The following is a 17,557-nucleotide window of genomic DNA, read 5'->3' as shown; positions in this document are numbered from 1 at the left end:
GGATCAGGCCGCCGCGCGCAGCGGCAGGGCCTCGACGATCCCGGTCGTCTGGGGCGGCTTGGGGCGGTTGTCGCCATATTCGTCCGCGTCGAAGCCGATCGTCTGGCCGACCTTTTCCAAGATACGGTGGCTCTGCACGGTATGGCCGCGCGCCTGGCCGATCGCCATCATCGCCTGGCCCAGCATCTCGAACGCGTGTTGCCCGACCACCGCCGACAGCCGCGCCTCGGCGCGCGCGCGTGGCAGCGCTGTCGCGAGTTCGCCCGCGGTGGCGAACGCCGCATCGAGTTCATTCTCCAGCTTCCACAGGAGCCGCGTTACCTGAAGAGCCGCCTCATGTTCCGACGTCATCGCCTGTGCCCCCTGATCTGGTCCATCCGCAGCGAGCGGCATGGAGGATGGTCATCCGGCAAGGTGGGACAATCGTCCGATCACGCGGGTCATCACGTCGAGACCCGTGGCCAGCATCCCGAAGCCGATGGCCAGCGCGATGGCGATTGTCGGAACCCAGAGCAGCCTTTCGGCCATGCTCATGTCGTTACGGGTCTGCCCTTGCCGCCGGAAGGGAAGGGACAAGCGGGGCGATGCGTGGACATGGCCGTCCTGCACCGCCCCACCGACCGTACTCCCATCCGGTGCCATCGGAAGTGGCATGGCAGGTGGATCAGAAACCAGCCCCGTAGAATTGGGTATGATTTTATGCGGGGGTAGTTCCCCTTGTTCGTCAATATCTTGGTCGTTCGACCGGGCCTCATCTTCGGCCAGTGCCATCGCCGCCTCGCGCCGATTGCGCGCGCCCAGCAGCCGCACCGCCTCAGCCAGATAGCTGTCGACGGTCGACTTTCCCAAGCCGAGTTCAGTGGCGATTTCCTTCGAGCCCTTGAGCGCCTTGACCCCGCGAAGACATTCACGATGACGGCGGGTAAGCAGGGCGAAGCGTTCGGGCGTCATCTCATTTTCCGGTCGCGCCGGATAATCCGTCCAGCCATGCCGACAGCACTAGCCGGGTCGATGGGGCGTCGCCAAGCCGTTCCGTTTCCAATCTGGAGGAGATGAACCATTAACGAACAAAGTTAATCACTTCCGACGATTATTCCCGGCGATGGGGCACGTGAATGGCCTCGATCGAATCGAGAGCCTGGAGCAAATCGTCGAACGCGGCGTCTTCGCTGACGGGAAAAGACCGCCGGAAGCCTGACCCCAGCACGTCAAGATCGCGCTGGGTCAACAGGCCGACCGCGACGATCGGGTCCGGGCGACGTCCGCCCTTGCTGGACGAATCCCCCGTCATCGCCGCCACCATGCGATGAGGATGGCACCCGCCCGCCCCGCCGTCGATCCCATCCGCCCGGTACGGGCCGCCAATCTGGCTGATCGATCATCCTTCAGGGCGCGCATTGTCCGAACTCCATCCATGACTGTCTGAACCCGTCATCGACCTTGGCTGTTCCACGTATTTTCCAGGCTTGGCATCAGCGGCCGCCACGGCCCGTGCCGGATTGGGAAGCGATGTCCAACGGCCTCGAGCAGCCCTGCCCGGTTTCACGGCGCGACACCCTTCCCTGCCGGCCAACCGCTTGCTAAGGCGCCCACGTCAACCGGAGATTTCCCCGGCGCGCCTTGCTCGCGGCTGCATGCTGCCGTGTCCCCCTGGGCGTGCCCGGCTCGACCATGAAGGGACGCCCATGACTGCGATAGGCCAGGACAGCCTGAACACCCGCTCGACGCTCGATGTCGACGGCAAGACCTATGATTATTATAGCCTCGCCAAGGCCTCCGAGCAGCTGGGCGACATCAGCCGCCTGCCCTTCTCGATGAAGGTGCTGCTGGAAAATCTGCTGCGCTTCGAGGACGGCAAGACCGTCACGCGCGAGGATATCCAGGCGATCGTCGACTGGCAGAAGACCCAGCGTTCCGATCGCGAGATCCAGTATCGCCCGGCGCGCGTGCTGATGCAGGACTTCACCGGCGTGCCCTGCGTGGTCGACCTCGCCGCGATGCGCGATGCGATCACCAAGCTGGGCGGCGATGCCGCCAAGATCAATCCGCAGGTTCCCGTCCACCTCGTCATCGACCACTCGGTCATGGTCGACGAGTTTGGCACGCCGCAGGCGTTCGAGGACAATGTCGACCTCGAATATCAGCGCAACATGGAACGCTATGAGTTCCTGAAGTGGGGTTCCAAGGCGCTCGACAATTTCTCGGTGGTTCCGCCAGGCACCGGCATCTGCCACCAGGTGAACCTGGAATATATCGGCCAGGCCATCTGGTCTTCGACCGAGACGGGCGAGCACGCCAAGGGTTCGGCCGCGATCGCGTACCCGGACACACTGGTGGGCACCGACAGCCACACCACGATGATCAACGGCCTGGGCGTGCTCGGCTGGGGCGTTGGCGGGATCGAGGCGGAAGCCGCGATGCTCGGCCAGCCCGTGTCGATGCTGATCCCCGAAGTCGTCGGCTTCAAGCTGACCGGCAAGCTCCAGGAAGGCATCACCGCCACCGATCTGGTGCTGACCATCACCCAGATGCTGCGCGCCAAGGGTGTGGTCGGCCGCTTCGTCGAGTTCTATGGCCCCGGCCTGTCGTCGATGACGCTCGCCGACCGTGCGACGATCGCCAACATGGCGCCCGAATATGGCGCGACCTGCGGCTTCTTCCCGATCGACGACAAGACGCTCGACTATATGCGCCTGACCGCGCGTTCGGACGAGAATGTCGCGCTCGTTGAGGCCTATGCCAAGGCGAACGGCTTCTGGCGTCATGACGATGCCGCCGACCCCGTCTTCACCGACACGCTGGAACTCGACATGTCGACGGTCGTGCCGTCGCTTGCCGGCCCGAAGCGCCCGCAGGACAAGGTCGTGCTGACCGAGGTGGACGACGTGTTCAACGCCGACCTCGCCAAGGTGTACAAGAAGGACGAGGCCAAGCGGGTCGCAGTCGATGACCGTGGCCATGACATCGGCGACGGCGACGTCGTGATCGCCGCGATCACCAGCTGCACCAACACCTCGAACCCGAGCGTGCTGGTCGCCGCCGGCCTCGTCGCGCGCAAGGCGAACGCGCTGGGCCTGAAGCCCAAGCCCTGGGTCAAGACCTCGCTCGCTCCCGGTTCACAGGTCGTCACCGATTACCTCGACAAGGCGGGCCTGACCGCCGATCTCGACGCGATCGGCTTCAACCTGGTCGGCTATGGCTGCACCACCTGCATCGGCAATTCGGGTCCGCTCGCCGAGCCGATCTCGAAGGCGATCAACGGCAATGACATCGTCGCGGCGTCGGTCCTGTCGGGCAACCGCAACTTCGAAGGCCGCGTCTCGCCCGACGTGCGCGCCAACTTCCTCGCCTCGCCCCCGCTGGTCGTCGCCTATGCGCTGAAGGGCACCGTCACGCAGGACATGCGTGAGACGCCGATCGGCCAGGGCAAGGACGGCCAGGACGTGTATCTGAAGGACATCTGGCCCTCGAATGAGGAAGTCCGTTCGCTGATGGATGCGAACATCGACGACGAGATGTTCCGTTCGCGCTATGGCAACGTCTATGCGGGCGACGCCAAGTGGTCGGCGATCGAAGTGACCGGTTCGGACACCTATGCCTGGCCCGCCGCGTCGACCTATGTCGCCAACCCGCCCTATTTCGAGGGCATGGAGATGACGCCGAAGCCCGTCACCGACATCATCGAGGCCAAGCCGCTCGCCATCCTGGGCGACTCGATCACGACCGACCACATCAGCCCGGCCGGTTCGATCAAGGCTGACAGCCCCGCCGGCATCTTCCTGCAGGAGCATCAGGTCGCCAAGAAGGACTTCAACTCCTATGGCGCGCGTCGTGGCAACCATGACGTGATGATGCGCGGCACCTTCGCCAATATCCGCATCAAGAACGAGATGGTGCCGGGTATCGAAGGCGGCATGACCAAGTATGAAGGCGAGGTGATGCCGATCTATGACGCAGCCATGCGTCACAAGGCCGACGGCACGCCGCTCGTCATCGTCGCGGGCAAGGAATATGGCACCGGCTCGTCGCGCGACTGGGCGGCGAAGGGCACCAATCTGCTCGGCGTGCGTGCAGTCATCACCGAGAGCTTCGAGCGTATCCACCGTTCGAACCTGGTCGGCATGGGCGTCCTGCCGCTGCAGTTCGCCGAGGGCGTGACCCGCGAGACGCTGAAGCTGGACGGCACCGAGAGCTTCACCATCCAGAATGTGGCTAACCTGCGCCCGCGTCAGGATGTCGAAGTGATCCTGGCCCGCAAGGACGGTTCGACCGAAACCTTCCTGACCAAGTGCCGCATCGATACCGTCAACGAGCTGGAATATTTCCTGAACGGCGGCATCCTGCAGTACGTGCTGCGCAACCTGGCGGCGTAAGTTGCCCAAGGGGCGGGCCGAAAGGTCCGCCCCTTGCTGTTATGCGAAAGGGCCTGGCCGGAGAGATCCGGCAGGCCCTTTTTCGTGTACCATGCCCATTTTCCGTTCGCGCAGAGCCGGGGAGGACGCAGCGAGGACAGGCCTCGCCGTACGCGCCCCTCCCTTCTCAAGATCGTCGACGCGGCAAAGGCGCGGCCGCGGACAAGACGCCTCCGCGTCCTGCGCACCTCTGCGCGCGCAATTTCAGCTGGAGCGCTTCGACTTGCGCAGTGCGGTTTCGCGTTCCAGTCGGGCGAGCAACGCCTCGATCGACTCTTCCTGTCGATCCGGGAGCGGCAGGGCGGCACCCTTATTCTCCGGCGCAGGCTCACGCATCGGCGGGATCGGCATGGGCTGCGGCGGGGTCGGACGGACGGGTTCGCGCGGCACCGACAGTATCGCATCGGGGTCATAGGCCGATAGCGGCTGGTCCAGATCGGCGGGCAGCGTGCGTTCGACCGTGTCGTCCTCCAATGGAGGCGGCGGTGCCCCCAGCTCGGCGGCGTTGAGCGGGCGACGCGGCGGCGCGTCCGGGTGGCGATCCGAACGGCGAACCACCGGCACATAATCCTCGTCGTCTTCGCGCGCGAGCTTGGTGCGCCGGGCGAGCAAGCCGCCCTGGCCCCAAAGCAGATATGCCGTCGCCCACGTCACCGCCCCCGCGCCCACCCCCGCGACCAGCGCGAGCAGCAGCCGCGCCTTCAGCCCAAGCGGTGGGCGGGCGGCGGCGAGGATATCGCCCAGGCTCAGGCTGGCGACCAGCGACTCCAGCCGCCAATCCGGTGCGATCATCACCAGAAGGACGAGCAACAGTCCGACAGCCCCGCCGATCCAGGCGAGTCCGAAGCGTCGATAAGAGGGCGTGGCGGTGAAGGTCATAGCGTCTACGTCTTCGCCCCATGTAGCAATCGGTGGTAAACAGGTTCGTAACGTCGGATATTCGACGCCCAATTGCGTTCCTTTTCAACATAATCCCGGCCCGCCGCCCGCCGGGCCTCCCAGCCCCCACGATCGGCCAGCAACGCAGCCAGCGCATGGGCGATCGCGTCCGGATCGTCGGGCGCGAACAGGGTGCCGGTCCGCCCGTCCTCGATCAGTTCACGGTGTCCGCCCACGTCGGACGCGGCGACCAGCTTGCCTTGCGCCATCGCTTCCAGTGGTTTCAGCGGCGTGACGAGATCGGTCAGCCGCATCGTCTTGCGCGGATAGGCCAGGATATCGACCATGCTGTAATAGCGTTCGACCTGCTGGTGCGGCACCCGCCCGACGAAGCGGATCGCCGCCGCGACGGGGGAGCTTTCCGCCTGAGCCCGCAGCGCGATCTCCATCGGTCCGCCGCCGACCAGCAGCAGCCGCGCCTTGGGTCGCGCCGCTATCAGACGCGGCATCGCGGCGATCAGGTCGTCCAGCCCTTCATAATCATAGAAGCTGCCGATGAAGCCGATCACCTCGGCATCCGCCAGCCCCAACTCCTCGGCCAGCGCCGCGTCGCGGGCCAGCGGTTGGCCGAACAGCCCCAGGTCGACGCCGTTGGGCGAGACGATGATCTTGTCCTGCGGCAGCCCCCGCATGATCAGATCGCCGCGCAGGCCTTCACAGATGACGGCGATCGCATCGGCGCGACGGCAGGCCCAGCTTTCCAGCGCGCGGGTCGCGCGGTAGCGGGGACTTCCCGCCGTACCGGTGCCGTTACCGACCGCAGCATCCTCCCAGAAGGCGCGGATTTCGTAGACCAGCGGCAATCGCCGCCGCCGCGCGACGGCCAGCCCGGCCAATGCGTCGAGAACAGGCGAATGGGCGTGGAGAATGTCCGGTCGGAACGCCCTCACCGCTCGGTCGATCGCGCGAATATGCGCGGCAAGCCCGGCCGCTTCCCCGATCAGGCCCTGTCGCGCAGGAACGGGGGTGCGATAGAAAGTCAGCCCGTCGAGCGTCTCGACAGCAACCTTCCCCGCCCCCTGCCGAGGCCCGGTCACGGCCGCAACCTGATGCCCCTGTCCCTCTTGCGCCTTCATGATGGCGCGGGTGCGGAAGGTGTAGCCGCTTTGCAGCGGCAGCCCATGGTCGAGGATATGCAGGATACGCATCAGGTCTGGACCTGTCATGCCAGCCCTTAACGCCGCGTCAACCGCCCGTTTATAAGCAGAAGGCGAGACGGGTAATAAAGGTTTGAGGGCGCGAGCGATGATCGACAGTTTTGCCCTTCTCCTGACCCATGGCCTGATGCTGATCGCGGCATGGCGCCTGTTCGGGCGGCGCGATCTGGATCAGGAGGGGGATGCCGCCGCCGCCGCCATCAAGCCCGGCGGCAAGGCCGGCATCAAGCGGCAGGTCGACGATGCGTGACCTGTTCCTGATCGGATTTCTGTTCAGCCTGTTCGCGCTGGGGCTGCGGCGACCGTTCCTGATGGTGCTCGCCTATATCTATATCGACATCGTCTCGCCGCAGCGGCTGACCTATTATCTGCTCAACACGGTGCCGATCTCGCTGATCGCGGTCATCGCCGCGGTCGGCGGCTGGGTACTGTTCGACGACAAGCGCGACAGCCGCTTCACCGTGCGACAGGGCGCGATCCTGATGCTGCTGGTCTATTGCGCGATCACCACCTTTTTCGGCGCCGACTTTCCCACCGAGGCGAAGGAGAAATGGGACTGGGTTTGGAAAGCGCTGGCCTTTGCCGTCTTCCTGCCGCTGACCCTGCGCACGCGGTTGCGGATCGAGGCGCTGCTTCTGTTCATGATGTTGTCGGTCGCCTCGATCGTGATCGTGGGCGGGATCAAGACGCTGTTCTCCGGCGGCGGCTATGGAGAACTGAACCTGATGGTCAGCAACAATGCCGGGTTGTACGAAGGCAGCATCATTTCGACCGCCGCGATCGCGGTGATCCCGATCATCCTGTGGTTCATGCGCTACGGCACGGTCTTCCCCCCCGACTGGCGAGTGCGGGCATTCGGTGCCGGACTGATCTTCGCCTGTCTGCTGATCCCGGTCGGCACCTCGGCGCGGACGGGGTTGCTGTGCATCGGATTGCTGGCGATCCTGATGCTGCGGGACGTCAAGCGTCGACTGCTCTATATCGGTATGCTTGCGGTGGCGGGCATGGCGATCGTGCCGTTGCTCCCCTCTTCCTACACGCAGCGGATGAACACGATCCGCAGCTACCAGGGCGACGAATCGGCCTCCACGCGGCTGGCGGTGTGGAAATGGACGCTGGGTTATGTCGCCTCCAACCCGTTCGGGGGCGGCTTCGACGCCTATCTCCAGAACAGCTTCCGATACGACCTGACCGTGGTGGAGGGCTCCGCGCATGACAGAAAGGTCCAGCAGAAAGTCACGACCGATCGCGCGCGCGCCTATCACTCCAGCTATTTCGAGATGCTGGGCGAACAGGGCTGGCCCGGCCTTTTCCTATGGCTGGGCATCAATATCGCGGGGCTGTTGCGGATGGAGTCGTTGCGACGGCGCTATCGGAGCGCCGACGATCCGCTGCACTGGGGCGGGCGGCTGGCTGGCGCGCTCCAGCATGGGCATCTGATCTATCTGCTTGGCGCAGCCTTTGTCGGAATCGCATACAACCCCTTCCTCTATCAGCTGATGGCCGCCGAGATCGGGCTGGACACCTATCTTTCGCGCCGCTCACGCGAGTCGCGGCGGAAACAGCCCCCCGGCCGCCCTAGAAGCGTCGTGCCGTCGGTGTGATTCCGGCACCCAGGATATTGCCGCGGATCACCAGCGGTTCGCCCGACCAGTTGCCGACGAAGACCGGCTTGAAATCGACACCGGGCGCCAGCCGCGCGCGGTTGTTCTCGATCACCAGGCCCGAGGAATCATTCTTGGCCCCCTCCGGCGCGACGGTGATGAGCGTGGAATGATTGTCCTTGTCGCGGCCGAACACGAACTCGTTGCCCGCGATCCGCCCCTTCGCGCCATTGGACAGGTCGATCATGTAATTGCTCATATGGCCGTGGCTGTCGTCGAAGCTGCTGTCCAGCACTTCGACATAAGGTGCACGCGTCTTGACGTAATGGCCGCCCTGCCCCCGCTCGAACCGGCAGGCGGTGACCCGCAGGCTTTTGTAACGCCCCATATAGATGCCATGCGCGCCATTGCCGGTGGGATCATTCCCCAGGCCGGAAAAGGTCGAGTGGTCGACGGTCACCGTGCCGTTGGGATCCTCGGCCGACAGGATACCCGACTGGCTGTCGAGGAACATCGCGTTGCTGACCGCCAGCGGCCCTTTTTCAATGCGGATGCCGGCGCCATTGCCGTCGCCGACTTCGATATGGCTGAACACGATGCCCTGCACCGAAGCCCCGCGCCCGCGCAGCACCAGCGCGGCCTTGCCCTCACAGGCGATACGGGTGAAGATCACCTTGCCCGGCTCGCTCGCGACATAGGCGACGCGGCCCGCCCCCTGCACCGCGCACTCGCGATAGGTGCCCGGCGCGATCCGGATCGTGCCTTCGCCATCACCAATCGCGTTCACCGCATCCTGCAGCGTCGCAAAGCCGCGTCCTCCGACCATGAAGGGCTGCGCGCTCCCTTGCGCGAGGGCGGCGGCCGAGGTCATGCCGAGGATAAGGAGCGGAACCAGACGCATGGGGTCATCCTGAAAAGAGCGAACGCCAGAAAACCGAACGGGCGTCGCATCCTGCCACGCATGTGGCACGGATGCGACGCCCGTGATCGTCCCGTGTCGGGATAGGGCTTACGCCTCTTCGGTCTCGTCCTCGGCCAATTCCTCTTCCAGCGCGGTCAGGATCGCCTTGTTGAAGGCGGGGATGTCGTCCGGCTTGCGGCTGGTGATGAGGTTGCCGTCGACCACGACCTCTTCGTCGACCACATCGGCGCCCGCATTGGACAGGTCGGTACGGATCGAGGGGTAGCTGGTCAGGCGGCGGCCGTCGATGACATCCGCCTCGGCCAGCAACCACGGCCCGTGACAGATCGCGGCGACGATCTTGTCGTCCTCCATGAACTCGGTGACGATCTCGACCGCACGCTCGCTCAGGCGCAGCTTGTCGGGATTGCAGGTGCCGCCGGGGATGACCAACGCGTCGTAATCGTCCGTGTCGACCTCGTCGACGGTCAGGTCGGGCGTCGCGGTCTCGGCCTTGTTGATGTCCCCTTCCATGCCCTGGATAGGATCGGACTTGAGCGAGGCGAGCGTCACCGTCGCCCCCGCTTCTTCCAGCGCCTGGCGGGGCTTGAACAGCTCGACGGTCTCGAAACCGTCGGCGGCGAGCATCAGGACGCGTGCCTGGGAAAGATCGGCCATGATGGAAAACTCCTGTCGGGAAATGCCGGGGGGATGGCTCGTTCAGAACCCGCGACCGCATCGGCCGTTCCGGAACGAAGCGACCAGCGACGCATTTGCAAAGGTGACTCGAGGGAGAGCGATGGCAAGCCGATTAGTCTTTTGCGATGACAGCAAGCCCGGCATCACCCGCACCAAGGTTCGCGGGAAATGGGCCTATTGGAATGCCAACGGCGAACGGATCACCGAGCCGCAAGAGATCGCGCGGCTAAACCGCATCGGCCTGCCCCCGGCCTATGAAAAGGCCTGGTTCTGTCCGCGCGCCAACGGTCATATCCAGGCGGTCGGCTGGGATGAGAAGGGTCGCAAGCAGTACCGCTATCACCTTGATTTCCGCGAGGCGCAGGAGGCCGCCAAATACGAACGGTGCGTCGAATTCGGCCACGCTCTTCCTTTGCTCCGCAAACGAGTGGAGGCCGATCTCAAGAAACGTGGTCTTTGCAAGCACCGCGCGGTTGCCGCCGTGGTCCGGCTGCTCGACAATGGCCATATCCGCGTCGGCAACGAGGCCTATGCCGCGACGAACAAGAGCTTCGGCGCGACCACGCTGCGCAAGCGGCACGGGCAGGTCAAGGGTGCCACCCTGCGGCTCCGCTATCGCGGCAAGTCGGGCAAGATGCGCGACATGACCCTGACCGACCGTTCGCTCGCCAGTTTCGTCAAGCGCTGTCAGGATCTGGACGAACAGCATCTTTTCGCCTGGGTCGACGAGGACGGCGAGGCCAATCCTGTCACCTCCTCTGACGTCAACGCCTATATCCGCGAAGCGACGGGCTGCGACTTCACCGCCAAGCATTTCCGCACCTGGGCGGCCAGCGTCGCCGCGTTCGAGGCGCTGGCGCTGGCCGAAGCGGACCTCAGCCTGAAGGCGATGCTGGAGCCGGTGGTCGAGAAGCTGGGCAATACACCGGCCATCGCGCGCAAATCCTATGTCCACCCCTCGCTGATCGCGCTCGTCAAGGACGGGCAAGCCGCATTCCGGCAGCGTCTGCGCCTGCCGCGCGCCCGTGCCGGGCTCAGCCGCATCGAATGCGGGCTGATCGCGTTTCTCGAAGCCGGAACCCCGGCCAGCAAGGCGGCCTGACCGCCCCGATTTCAAGGAGTCCCCATGGCGACGAGCAACACTTCGCCCAAGGCGCCGATCTTCGACGGCTCACGCATACCCGACCAGGTCGAGGGCATCGTCAACGCCACCTCCTGGTGGATTCAGCATTATTGGCTGAAGGTGTTGATCGCGATCGGCTTCGGCGCGGTCATCGTGCTGGCGTTGCTATGGGTACGCAGGCTGGGCGACAAGCTGTGCAGCCGTCCCGGTTTCGCGGGTGGCTGGGGCGTGATCCTGGGCCACGCCATCGCGCGGACCAACATGTTCTTCATCGTCACGCTCGCCGCGCAACTGGTCGCGGGCTATGCGGGCGCGCCGGGCGAAGTCGCCAAGACGATCAGCTTCTTCTTCACCATCGCCAGCGCCTTCCAGGCCGCGATCTGGGCGCGCGAGCTGATCCTCGGCACGATCGAGCATCGCACCCGGTCCGAACATTATTCGGGCGAGGCATTGCTGTCCGCCATGGGGCTGATCCGGCTGCTGGTGACCGCCGTGCTGTTCGCCATCGCGCTGGTCGTGGTGCTCGACAATCTGGGGGTGAACGTCACCGGTCTGGTCGCGGGCCTGGGCGTCGGCGGCATCGCCATCGGTCTGGCGGCACAGGGTATCTTCGGCGATCTGTTCGCCGCGCTCGCCATCATCTTCGACCGGCCGTTCCGGCGCGGGGACAAGATCAGTTACGACACCACCAACGGCGTGATCGAGTCGATCGGCCTGAAATCGACGCGCATCCGCGCCTTTACCGGCGAGCTTCGGATCATTTCCAACCGCCAACTGCTGGACAAGGAAATCCAGAACACCACGGTGCGCGACCATGTCCGCCTGTCGTTCATGATCGGCGTGGCCTATGAAACCCCGCCCGACACGCTGGCGCGCATTCCCGCGATGCTGACCGAGATCGTCGAGGGCGAAGGCGGCAAGGTGGCCCGCGCCGGATTTGAAAGCTTCGGCGCGTCGAGCCTGGACTTCGCGCTTCAATTCGACGTGCCCGGCGACGACTGGGCCACCGCGCACGATATGCGCAACCGGATGCTGGTCACGCTGATGAAGCGCTTCGCGGCCGAGGGAATCTCCATCCCCTACCCGACCCAAACGACCTATACGGCGGCACCGGACGGAACATTGGTCATGCCCTATCCCCAGATCCAGCCGGTCGAGGTGCATCAGGCGAGTTGATCCTCCCCTGCAAGTGGAGGTGGCAGGCCGAAGGCCTGACGGAGGGGTGTCACGGCCAGCGGGGACACCCCTCCACCAACCTTCGGATGGTCCCCCTCCCCTTGCAAGCGAGGAATGGGTCGGATCAGATGCCACCTTCGTCCAGTGACAACAGCGTCGCATTGCCGCCCGCCGAGGTCGTGTCGACCGACACCGCCCGCTCGGCGCAGAAGCGGTACAGGTAATGCGGTCCGCCCGCCTTAGGGCCGGTGCCGGACAGTCCTTCGCCGCCAAAGGGCTGGCTGCCCACGACCGCGCCGATCATCGAGCGGTTGATATAGAGGTTGCCGACCGCCGCTTCCGCCTCTGCCACTTCTCCCGCGCGAGCGATACGGCTGTGCAGGCCCATGGTCAGGCCGTACCCCTTGGCGTTCACCTTCCCGATCGTCTCGGACAGCGTGCCCGCCTCCCAGGTGGCGACGTGCAGGATCGGGCCGAACCATTCCTGGGTCAGGTCTTCCACCCGGTCGAGGCGGATCAGCGTCGGGGGCACGAACAGGCCATCGGCGGGGGCATCCAGCGTCTTGACCGTGCTTCCCGCCATCGACGCGCGATAGGCCATCAGCTTGTCATAGGCCGCACGGTCGATCACCGGCCCGACATCGGTCGCGGGATGGCCGGTGGGGCCGAGCACCAGCGTGTCCATCGCCCCCTTGAGCATTTCGATGACATTGTCGGCGACATCCGCCTGCACCAGCAGCAGCCGCAATGCCGAGCAACGCTGCCCCGCCGAGCGGAAGGACGAGGTGATGACGTCCGCCACCACCTGTTCGGGGAGCGCGGTCGAGTCGACGATCATCGCATTGATGCCGCCGGTCTCGGCGATCAGCGGCACGATCGGGCGGTCGTCATCCGCCACCAACGTCCGCGCGATCCGCTTGGCGGTGGCGGTGGAGCCGGTGAAGGCGACGCCCGCGATCCGGTGATCCTCGGTTAGCTTCTGGCCGACGTCCGGTCCACCGACCGCGAGCAGCAGCGCGTCGCGCGGCACGCCTGCGCGATAGGCCAGCTCGACCGCCGCCTGCGCGATGGCGGGCGTCTGCGGCGCGGGCTTGGCGACGACGGTGTTGCCAGTGACGAGCGCCGCGACGGTCTGGCCGAGGAAGATCGCCAGCGGGAAATTCCACGGCGCGACCGTCGCCCAGACGCCGCGTCCTTCCAGGTGCAGCGTGTTGCGCTCTCCTGTCGGTCCGGGCAGTTCGACCGACCCCAGCCGGGCACGCGCCTGCTGCGCATAATAGCGACAGAAATCGGCGGCCTCGCGGACCTCGCCGATCGCATCAGGGATAGTCTTGAATGCCTCCTGCACCAGAATCGCCATCAGCCGCTCGCGGTCCTGCTCCAACAGGTCGGCCAGCTTTTCCAGCACAGCCGCGCGGGTGTCGAGCGGCGTCGCGTTCCAGGCCGGGAAGGCCGCATGGGCGCGGGCGACCAGCGACGCGACATCGGCGGTGGCGGCGACCGGCTTCACCGCGGGGGCGTTGACCGCCTTCACCGTCGCATCCAGCGTCGCGATGTCACTCAGATCGATGCCGGTCGAGTTGCGATGCCCCGGCGCGAACAGGTCGATGGGCAGCGGGATGCTCGGGTGGCGCGCACCACCCACCGCGGCGATCTTGGCGACCGGATCGGCGAGGATCTCCGCCTCGGTCAGCCGCGCATCGGCGAGCTGGTGCACGAAGCTGGAGTTCGCGCCATTCTCGAGCAGGCGGCGAACCAGATAGGCCAGCAGGTCGCGATGCCCACCGACGGGCGCATAGATACGGCACTTATGGCCATGCTCGCGCACCAGCCGCTCGTACAGGCCGTCGCCCATGCCGTGCAGCCGCTGGAACTCGAAATCATGGCTATTGCCCGCCCATTCGAGAATGGTCGCGACGGTCAACGCATTGTGGCTGGCAAAAGCGGGGCGGATATTCTCGGCCGCCAGCATGTCCTTGGCGACCGCCAGATAGGACACATCGGTCGCCGCCTTGCGGGTGAAGAGCGGATAGTCGGCCAGCCCCTCGACCTGGGTGCGCTTGATCTCGCTGTCCCAATAGGCGCCCTTGACCAGACGCACGTTCATGATCCGGTCGAGGCCATTGGCCCAGGCAATGACCGCGCGGGCGCGCTTGCCATAGGCCTGCACCGCCATGCCGAAGCCGTCCCAGCCCTTCAAAGCGGGGAGCGCCGCGACGCCGCCGATGATGTCCAGGCTCATCTCCAGCCGCTCGGACTCCTCGGCATCGACGGTCAGCGCGATGCCCTTGTCCGCCGCCTGCCGCGCCAGTTGCGCCAGCATGTCGGTGAGCGCGGGCACGCACTCATAGGCGCGCGGCAGCTCATAGCGTGGGTGGAGCGCCGACAGCTTGACCGACACCGAATGCCCCGCCGCCGGGTCCGAGCCGACCGCGTCGATCGCCTTTACATAGGCCTGGAAATAGCGCTCGGCATCCTCATGCGTCCGCGCCGCCTCGCCCAGCATGTCGAAGCTGGCGGTGAAGCCCTTGTTCTCGGGTTTCTTCATACGGCGCATCGCTTCCTCGATGGTGCGGCCCATCACAAAGATCTCGCCCATCATCCGCATCGCCGCGCCGACCGCCTGACGCACGAACGGCTCGCCCGCGCGCGACAGCAGCCGCTTGAGCGGCCCCGCCTCTCCCTCGCCCACCAGCGCGCGACCGACGACCAGGCCCCAGGTGGCCGAGTTGACCAGCTTCGACGCCGACCGCCCGGTATGCGCGCGCCAGTCCGCCTCGCCCAGCTTGTCGGCGATCAGCAGATCGGCGGTCTCGGGGTCGGGCACGCGCAGGAATGCCTCGGCGAGACTCAGCAGCGCCACACCCTCGGACGAATTGAGGCGATATTCCTGGAGGAACTGGTTCACCCAACCGCGATTCTGCGCCGCACGCAGATCGGCGAGCAGGCCAGAGGCATGGCCCATGATCCGCTCGCGCGCTTCCGGGGTCGCGGCGGCACGGTCGAGCAGCGGCTTCAGGACATCGGGCTCGGGCGCGCGGTAGAGCGATTTCATGGTCTTGCGCGCGTCGGCGGTAACGGCAGAGGTCATAGGTCCAAGTTCCGGTCGAGCGGCCCGGCGCGCTGGGGGCGCTAGCGGGTCGCATGGCTATGCTGTGATGGACCAGCGCTTAGCGGGAAATATGGGGAATGGGTATCGTTTGATACGAGGTTGGGCGCGCTTCGCGATTACCATCAGAATTGAAATTTTGATGCCATTGGCGTATATGGATCGCAGGCGAGGACATCCGCCTTTCTGTAGAGCCCCGGCTGTTGCAGCGGCCGGGGCTCAAATTCCTTTGGGACTCGGGTTGCAGCCCGAGCCCCGCCGGGCACCTTACCTGTTGCGAACGTCGATGATCTTCACGACCAAGGTCGCGAAGGCGATGACGACGCCCAGGATCAGGCACAGATCGGCAACGGACATCCGTGGTCCTTTCTGTGAGTGACGGCGAAATTGCCGTCGAGCGATTACTAACTCGCACCGCCACACAAGATCATGTTAAATCGGCGTCCGATTACATGAGATCCTATTCGCAACCATCCCCGCCCCCGCGTCGTTCTCCCGTCAAACCCCTAGACCAGGAGAGCCATGATGGCCGACGACAGCCCCCAGGAAATCGCCGCCAAGTTCCTCGCCAAGCTGAAGGACAGCCCGTTCGTCATGATCGGTCTGGAGGATGGTCAGCATTCCGAGCCTATGACCGCGCAGATCGATGACGATCAGCCCAACACGCTGTTCTTCTTCGCCGGCCGCGACAACCGCATCGCGGGCGGCGGTCAGGCGATGGCGCAGTTCGTCGGCAAGGGGCATGACTTCTTTGCCTGCCTGTCGGGCCATGTCTCCAAGGACAATGACCCGGCGCAGATCGACAAGCTGTGGGACAAGCAGGTCGAGGCCTGGTTCCCGCAGGGCAGGTCGGACCCCAATCTGACGCTGCTGCGCTTCGACATCAACTCGGCCGAGCTGTGGGAAACCGACATCTCGCTGTCGGGCCGGGTGAAGATGCTGTTCGGCGGCACGATCCGTTCGGACGAGTCGTCCAGCCATGCGGTGGTCGGCTCGGTCGCGTAACGCGCGCTCACCGGACAGCAAAACGCCCGGATGCCGATTGGCGTCCGGGCGTTTTTCATGCCGGCATTTCCACCTCGTCAGGCCGAGCGGCAAAGGACCGGGACGCCGAAGCCCCTCACCCGTTCGCCTTGATCCACTCCTCGACCACTGGGGCGATCCGGTTGCGCCATTTCGAGCCATTGAAGATGCCATAATGGCCGACCTTCTCGGCCATGTAATAGCGCTTCTTATCCTCCGACAGGTTGGTCGCCAGCGTCAGCGCCGCGCGGGTCTGGCCTAGGCCCGAGATATCGTCGCGCTCGCCCTCGATCGCAAGAATGCCGATATCGGTGATCGCGCCCGGATCGACGCGTTTGCCATGGTGCAGCATCTCGCCCTTAGGCAGGGCGTGCCGCTGGAACACCAACTCGACCGTCTGGAGATAGAATTCGGCGGTCATGTCGCACACCGAACGGTATTCGTCATAAAAACGCTTGGTCGCCTCGGCGCTTTCGTCGTCGCCCTGGACCAGATGCTTGAACATCTCCCAGTGCGAAATCATGTGATTGCCCAGGTTCATCGACATGAAACCGGCAAGCTGCAGGAACCCCGGATAGACGCGCCGCCCCGCGCCCGGATAGGTCATCGGCACGGTGGCGATCGCATTCTGCTCGAACCAGGCATGGGGCCGCTCGGTCGCCAGCAGGTTGACCGCGGTCGGTGCTTCGCGCGTATCGACCGGCCCGCCCATCAGGGTCAGGGTGCGCGGGGTGCAGGGATGCTTGTCGGCGCTCATCACACAGGCTGCGACATAGCAGGGCACCGAGGGTTGGCAGACCGCCAGCATATGCGCGTTCGGACCGATCTCGCTGAGGAAGTCGATGATGTAATCGACATAGTCGTCGAAATCGAAACGCCCCTCCGACAGGGGCACCAGCTTTGCATCGCGCCAGTCGGTGATATAGACCTCGCACGCTGGCAGCATCCGCTCGACCGTTCCGCGCAGCAACGTGGCGTAATGGCCCGACATCGGCGCGACGATCAGCAGCTTGGGACTGTCCTCCACCCCCTCGCGCCGAAAGCGCTTGAGCTGACCGAAGGGCTTGCGCAGCACGATCTCCTCATGGACCGCCACTTCGCGCCCGTCGATGACCGTCTTGGTCAGGCCGAAGGCGGGCTTGCCGCGAGGGGCGGAGGCATGGGCAAAGACCTCCAGCGCCGATCCCATGATCGCGCCACCCCCAAAATAGGCAAAGGGGTTGGCCGGATTCTGGAGCAGCCCCGCGCCGAAATTGGCCAGCGCACTGGCGCCCGCCAGCATCGAGCGTTGCATTTCATAGGCGTCGTACAGCATCGTCGATTCCTTCGCGCTCCACGAACAGGAGCCATGATCGCCTCCCGCTTATCACGAAACCGTTTGCGCAAAATGACCAGAATATGGCCATCGCGTCAT

15 protein-coding genes are annotated in these 17,557 nt (G+C 65.1%); 6 read left to right on the top strand and 9 right to left on the bottom strand.

Features of this window, described 5'->3' with window-relative positions; translation table 11 throughout:
* Nucleotides 1–3: 3 nt before the first annotated feature.
* From GGR45_RS03800 to GGR45_RS03790, 3 genes are all read right to left on the bottom strand, one after another.
* The gene (locus GGR45_RS03800; protein WP_175312825.1) at nt 4–351 is read right to left on the bottom strand and encodes a hypothetical protein; all 348 of its coding nucleotides are present in this window, start codon (nt 349–351) and stop codon (nt 4–6) included.
* A gap of 51 nt (nt 352–402) precedes the next feature.
* On the bottom strand, nt 403–951 hold the full coding sequence (locus GGR45_RS03795; RefSeq protein ID WP_175312824.1) for a helix-turn-helix domain-containing protein: 549 nt from the start codon (nt 949–951) through the stop codon (nt 403–405).
* 139 nt (nt 952–1,090) lie between these two features.
* Nucleotides 1,091–1,303: a hypothetical protein gene (locus GGR45_RS03790; protein ID WP_246358037.1), complete on the bottom strand. Its 213-nt coding sequence runs from the start codon at nt 1,301–1,303 to the stop codon at nt 1,091–1,093.
* A 382-nt stretch (nt 1,304–1,685) separates the two neighbouring features.
* Between GGR45_RS03790 and acnA the strand changes: the two genes are divergently transcribed.
* Nucleotides 1,686–4,373, top strand: coding sequence for an aconitate hydratase AcnA (gene acnA, locus GGR45_RS03785; protein WP_175312823.1), 2,688 nt, complete (start codon nt 1,686–1,688; stop codon nt 4,371–4,373).
* A 243-nt stretch (nt 4,374–4,616) separates the two neighbouring features.
* On the opposite strand, the gene GGR45_RS03780 is transcribed toward acnA, so the two are convergent.
* Together GGR45_RS03780 and GGR45_RS03775 are read right to left on the bottom strand one after the other, a co-directional pair.
* Nucleotides 4,617–5,291, bottom strand: a complete 675-nt coding sequence (locus GGR45_RS03780; RefSeq protein ID WP_175312822.1) for a hypothetical protein — start codon at nt 5,289–5,291, stop codon at nt 4,617–4,619.
* A gap of 5 nt (nt 5,292–5,296) precedes the next feature.
* Nucleotides 5,297–6,499 carry a TIGR04063 family PEP-CTERM/XrtA system glycosyltransferase gene (locus GGR45_RS03775; RefSeq protein ID WP_175312821.1) on the bottom strand — a complete coding sequence of 401 codons (1,203 nt, stop codon included), beginning with the start codon at nt 6,497–6,499 and terminating at the stop codon, nt 5,297–5,299.
* Nucleotides 6,500–6,596: 97 nt separating this feature from the next.
* Here GGR45_RS03775 and GGR45_RS03770 point away from each other — a divergent pair, with 97 nt between their 5' ends.
* Together GGR45_RS03770 and GGR45_RS03765 are read left to right on the top strand one after the other, a co-directional pair.
* Nucleotides 6,597–6,758 carry a hypothetical protein gene (locus tag GGR45_RS03770; RefSeq protein WP_175312698.1) on the top strand — a complete coding sequence of 54 codons (162 nt, stop codon included), beginning with the start codon at nt 6,597–6,599 and terminating at the stop codon, nt 6,756–6,758.
* The gene (locus GGR45_RS03765; RefSeq protein WP_175312820.1) at nt 6,751–8,112 is read left to right on the top strand and encodes a putative O-glycosylation ligase, exosortase A system-associated; all 1,362 of its coding nucleotides are present in this window, start codon (nt 6,751–6,753) and stop codon (nt 8,110–8,112) included. The genes GGR45_RS03770 and GGR45_RS03765 overlap by 8 nt, the downstream gene beginning before the upstream one ends.
* On the opposite strand, the gene GGR45_RS03760 is transcribed toward GGR45_RS03765, so the two are convergent.
* Both GGR45_RS03760 and GGR45_RS03755 read right to left on the bottom strand, forming a co-directional pair.
* A complete protein-coding gene (locus tag GGR45_RS03760) occupies nt 8,087–9,013 on the bottom strand; it encodes a right-handed parallel beta-helix repeat-containing protein (protein ID WP_175312819.1) in 927 nt (308 codons plus the stop codon). The genes GGR45_RS03765 and GGR45_RS03760 overlap by 26 nt on opposite strands.
* 108 nt (nt 9,014–9,121) lie before the next feature.
* Nucleotides 9,122–9,691, bottom strand: a complete 570-nt coding sequence (locus GGR45_RS03755) for a type 1 glutamine amidotransferase domain-containing protein (protein WP_217498080.1) — start codon at nt 9,689–9,691, stop codon at nt 9,122–9,124.
* Nucleotides 9,692–9,812: 121 nt separating this feature from the next.
* Between GGR45_RS03755 and GGR45_RS03750 the strand changes: the two genes are divergently transcribed.
* Nucleotides 9,813–10,814, top strand: coding sequence for a DNA topoisomerase IB (locus tag GGR45_RS03750; RefSeq protein ID WP_175312818.1), 1,002 nt, complete (start codon nt 9,813–9,815; stop codon nt 10,812–10,814).
* Nucleotides 10,815–10,838: 24 nt separating this feature from the next.
* The gene (locus GGR45_RS03745; RefSeq protein ID WP_175312817.1) at nt 10,839–12,011 is read left to right on the top strand and encodes a mechanosensitive ion channel family protein; all 1,173 of its coding nucleotides are present in this window, start codon (nt 10,839–10,841) and stop codon (nt 12,009–12,011) included.
* A gap of 124 nt (nt 12,012–12,135) precedes the next feature.
* On the opposite strand, the gene GGR45_RS03740 is transcribed toward GGR45_RS03745, so the two are convergent.
* Nucleotides 12,136–15,102, bottom strand: coding sequence for an L-glutamate gamma-semialdehyde dehydrogenase (locus GGR45_RS03740; RefSeq protein ID WP_246358036.1), 2,967 nt, complete (start codon nt 15,100–15,102; stop codon nt 12,136–12,138).
* Between the two features lie 543 nt (nt 15,103–15,645).
* Between GGR45_RS03740 and GGR45_RS03735 the strand changes: the two genes are divergently transcribed.
* Nucleotides 15,646–16,125 (top strand): pyridoxamine 5'-phosphate oxidase family protein, encoded by a 480-nt coding sequence (locus GGR45_RS03735; protein ID WP_175312816.1) that lies wholly within the window; start codon nt 15,646–15,648, stop codon nt 16,123–16,125.
* Nucleotides 16,126–16,240: 115 nt separating this feature from the next.
* Here the strand turns inward: GGR45_RS03735 and GGR45_RS03730 are convergent, their stop codons facing one another.
* On the bottom strand, nt 16,241–17,458 hold the full coding sequence (locus GGR45_RS03730; RefSeq protein WP_175312815.1) for a polyhydroxyalkanoate depolymerase: 1,218 nt from the start codon (nt 17,456–17,458) through the stop codon (nt 16,241–16,243).
* Nucleotides 17,459–17,557: the final 99 nt, after the last annotated feature.

The organism is Sphingomonas zeae, assembly GCF_014197135.1.
Lineage (GTDB): Bacteria > Pseudomonadota > Alphaproteobacteria > Sphingomonadales > Sphingomonadaceae > Sphingomonas > Sphingomonas zeae.
This window is presented reverse-complemented; position numbering and strand designations above follow the sequence as displayed.